4 protein-coding genes are annotated in these 3,826 nt (G+C 64.5%); 1 reads left to right on the top strand and 3 read right to left on the bottom strand.

Annotated elements, in window-relative coordinates; translation table 11 throughout:
* Positions 1 to 18: 18 nt before the first annotated feature.
* A complete protein-coding gene (locus JHD07_RS13530; protein ID WP_291622875.1) occupies positions 19 to 651 on the bottom strand; it encodes a pyridoxamine 5'-phosphate oxidase family protein in 633 nt (210 codons plus the stop codon).
* Positions 652 to 772: 121 nt separating this feature from the next.
* On the opposite strand from JHD07_RS13530, the gene JHD07_RS13525 reads away from it, so the two are divergent.
* Positions 773 to 1,657 carry a LysR family transcriptional regulator gene (locus JHD07_RS13525; protein WP_291622873.1) on the top strand — a complete coding sequence of 295 codons (885 nt, stop codon included), beginning with the start codon at positions 773 to 775 and terminating at the stop codon, positions 1,655 to 1,657.
* Between the two features lie 111 nt (positions 1,658 to 1,768).
* Here JHD07_RS13525 and JHD07_RS13520 read toward each other — a convergent pair whose 3' ends face one another.
* Both JHD07_RS13520 and pobA read right to left on the bottom strand, forming a co-directional pair.
* Positions 1,769 to 2,188, bottom strand: a complete 420-nt coding sequence (locus tag JHD07_RS13520) for a PaaI family thioesterase (RefSeq protein ID WP_291622871.1) — start codon at positions 2,186 to 2,188, stop codon at positions 1,769 to 1,771.
* 255 nt (positions 2,189 to 2,443) lie between these two features.
* Positions 2,444 to 3,613, bottom strand: coding sequence for a 4-hydroxybenzoate 3-monooxygenase (gene pobA, locus JHD07_RS13515; RefSeq protein ID WP_291622869.1), 1,170 nt, complete (start codon positions 3,611 to 3,613; stop codon positions 2,444 to 2,446).
* Between the last annotated feature and the right edge of the window lie 213 nt (positions 3,614 to 3,826).

The following is a 3,826-nucleotide window of genomic DNA, read 5'->3' as shown; positions in this document are numbered from 1 at the left end:
GGGTAAGAAAGCAGCAGTTTAGGAAACTACTCCCGCTGCCTTCTCGCCCTTCAGCGCCGCGACCTCCGCCTCCAGTTCCGCGATCCTCGCATCCCGCGCCGCCAGCGCTGCGGCGACATCGCCGGCGTCGAACTTCTGCGGGATATGCTGTGGGCAGTTGGTGTCCCAGGCTGCGATCTTGAACAGGATCACCTGCTCGGGCCGCGCGCGGTAGCCCTTCGGCATCAGCGATGTTGTCAGCGCTTCGTCGTCCTCGACCACGCGCGCCTCGCCCCAGATCTTCACCCGGCGGCGGTGGGCGTAGTCCATTACGAAGATGTAGGCCTTGGGGTTCTCCGACAAATTGCCCTGGGTGATGAACTGCTGGTTGCCGGCATAATCGGTGAACGCCAGCGTCTGCTTGTCCAGCACCTTGAGAAAACCCTTCGGACCGCCGCGGTGCTGGATATAGGGCTGGCCGTCAGCCGCGGCGGTAGCGAAATAGAAGCTGTTGGCATCCGCCAGGAATGCCGCGAGGTTGTCGTCCACCTCGGTGCGCCAGCCGCGCTGTTCGCTGCGCGCATAGGCCTCGCGCGAACCCTTGCGCGCCTGAATCGCCTTCACCGCCGGTGAGAACGCGACGTCGCTGGCATAGGTGTCTAGTGTTGTCATCGGAACGTCTCCTGAAATTCCGGCGCATCGCTGCGTCTTCGCCCGCAAAGATGGACCTTCCGCCCACCAAAACAATCGAGTCGCTTGACACTTCATCATTGCAATATATGCAATAATGCCCATGGACCGGCTCGAAGCCATGCACGTCTTCGTCACCGTCGCCGATCTGCGCGGCTTTGCGCCGGCGGCGCGCAGGCTGCACCTGTCCCCCTCGGCGGTGACGCGGCTGATCGCATCCCTGGAGGAGCATCTCGGCGCCCGGCTGTTGCAGCGGACCACGCGGCAGGTGACGCTGACGGACGTCGGCGCGCGCTATCTGGAGCGCGCACGACGCATCCTCGCCGATGTCGAGGAGGCTGACGGCTCCGCCCGGCAGGAGCGCAACCGGCCGAGCGGGCGCCTCGTGGTGTCGGCGCCGGTCGGCTTCGGCCGGCTTCACGTCGGGCCGGTCATGACCGCCTATCTCAAGCGTTATCCCGAGGTCGCCGCCGAGCTCAGGTTGTCCGACCATCTGGTCAACCTCGTGGAAGACGCCGTCGACGCCGCGGTGCGGATCGGCCATCTCGTCGATTCCTCGCTGGTGGCGCGCCAGGTCGGCGAAATGCGGCGGATCGTGGTGGCCGCGCCCGGCTATCTCAAGCGTCACGGCGAGCCGAAGACGCCCGAGGCCCTGCTCGAGCACCAGACCATCCAGTTCGGCCCCTGGTCCGAATGGCGCTTCCGGCGCGATGGCCGCGACATCGAGGTGAAGCCGACCCCACGCTTCACGAGCAACAGCGCCGACGCGGCGCTGCAATATGCCGAGGCCGGCGGCGGCGTGACGCGCGTGCTGGCCTATCAGGCTGCCGAGAGCCTGAGGCGGGGCCGGCTGAAGATCGTGCTCGCCGCATACGAGCAGCCGCCGCTGCCGATCCACATCGTCTACCCGACCTCGCGCCTGCTCTCGGCCAAGGTGCGGGCGTTCATCGATCTCGTGGTGGAAACGGCGGAGTGGAAGTTCGGGTGATGCTTTCCGTCATGGCCGGGCTTGTCCCGGCCATCCACGCGCCTCCTCACATGAAGCGCCAAAGACGTGGATGCCTGGGTCAAGCCCGGGCATGACGACGGAGAGAGAGCTTCACCCCTTCTTCGGCACCACACGGAACGTGCCGCTGGCGCGCGCGATCACGGCGTCGTCGGCTTTGACCATGCATTGCGCGAAACAGATCGTGCTCCCGATCTTGATCGCCTCGCCCTCGACCGCGAGCCATTGGCCGATCTCGGCGGCACCGGCATAGTCGACGGACAACGAGATGGTGACGAAGGATGTCGTCCAGTTCGTGACTTGCGCGCAGCTGTAGCCCATGGCGGCATCGGCGAGCGCCGCGATCAATCCACCATGAATCAGCCCGCGCGCGTTGGTGTGCGGCGTCGCCAGCCGCAATCCCATGGTGACGCCCTTCTCGGTCTTCTTCGAATACAGCGGCTCCCAGGGTTCGGTGAGCGGGGATTTACGGAAATGCGGCTCGAAGCCGGCGGGAACGTCGATGGAGGTCATGGCTGTCTCGCGTTGCTAATTGCCGGCATTGAACGCGATGTGGAAGATGGTTGCATCAATTACAAAGTTTCAAACGGAATTTGCGCGGGCGTTTGAAACGGATGTGCGGACGTGCGGCAGCCGTAGGGTGGGCAAAGCGAAGCGTGCCCACGATTTTTTCATGATCGAGAGAGGTGGTGGGCATGGCCCGCGGAGCGCGTGCCTTGCCCACCCTACGGCACCTCCCGATGACGATACGGGGAGAGCGATGCCGCCCTAAAACGGCAGCCCCACGTAGTTCTCCGACAGCGAGGTCATCGCCGCCTGCGACTGCGTGACGTAGTCGAGCTCGGCGAGCTGGATACGTGCGCCGATGGTGCCGGTGTCGGGGAATTTGTGCAGCATCGAGGTCATCCACCAGGAGAAACGCACGGCTTTCCAGACGCGCGCCAGCGCCTTGGCGGAATAGGCGTCGAGGCCGGCGCTGGATTTCTCGTCGTAGAACTCGCGCAGCGCGCTCGACAGATAATGCGCGTCGCTGGCGGCGAGGTTCAGGCCCTTGGCGCCGGTCGGCGGCACGATGTGAGCGGCGTCGCCGCACAGGAACATCTTGCCGAAGCGCATCGGCTCGGCGACGAAGCTGCGCAAGGGGGCGATGCTCTTCTCGATCGAGGGGCCGGTAACGAGGCTGTCGGCCGCCTCCTGGTCGAGCCGGCGCTTCAGCTCGTCCCAGAAGCGGTCGTCCGGCCATTGGTCGACATGATCGTCGAGCGAACATTGGACGTAATAGCGGCTCCGCTTGGTCGAACGCATGGTGCAGAGCGCAAAGCCGCGGGCGTGGTTGGAATAGATCAGCTCGTGGCTGACCGGCGGTGTATCGGAGAGAATGCCGAGCCAGCCGAACGGATAGACCCGCTCGAATTCCTCGATCGCGGAGGCCGGAACGCTGGCGCGGCTGACGCCGTGGAAACCGTCGCAGCCGGCGATGAAGTCGCAATCGAGCGTATGGGTGACGCCGTCCTTGAGGTAGGTGACGCGCGGGTGACCGCCGTCGAAGTCATGCGGCTGCACGTCCCGGGCCTCGTAGACCGAGACGAGACCCGCCGCCTTCCTCGCATTCATCAGGTCGAGCGTGACCTCGGTCTGGCCGTAGATCATCACCGTCTTGCCGGTCGCGCCCTTCATGTCGATGCGGTGACGGCGGCCGGAGAAGGCAAGCTCGATGCCGTCATGGACCAGACCCTCGGCATGCGCGCGCGCCCCGGCGCCGACCTTGTCGAGCAGTGCGACCGTTCCCTCTTCCAGGAGACCGGCACGAATGCGGCCGAGCACGTAATCCGGGCTCTGGCGCTCCAGAATGACGTTGTCGATGCCGTATATGTGCAGAAGTTGCCCCAGCAACAATCCGGCCGGCCCGGCCCCGATGATTGCGACTTTTGTCCGCAATACTTGCTCCTCCCGATCCTTTAGGGTTTCGCCGCGGCCTGCTTGTGGCGAGGCCTCGCAGGCGATAATTATATCATATAACGTTTGCGCAAAAGGGGAGCGGTCGTCGCCCGGCAGCGATAAATCCATGCAACAGAGTTGACGTAGATGACGCGGCAAGGCTGCGCATCAGTTCCGGCTTGAATGCGCCGGGCAATTAGATAACATGTTAAT

Source organism: Bradyrhizobium sp., from assembly GCF_016462955.1.
GTDB lineage: Bacteria > Pseudomonadota > Alphaproteobacteria > Rhizobiales > Xanthobacteraceae > Bradyrhizobium.
This window is presented reverse-complemented; position numbering and strand designations above follow the sequence as displayed.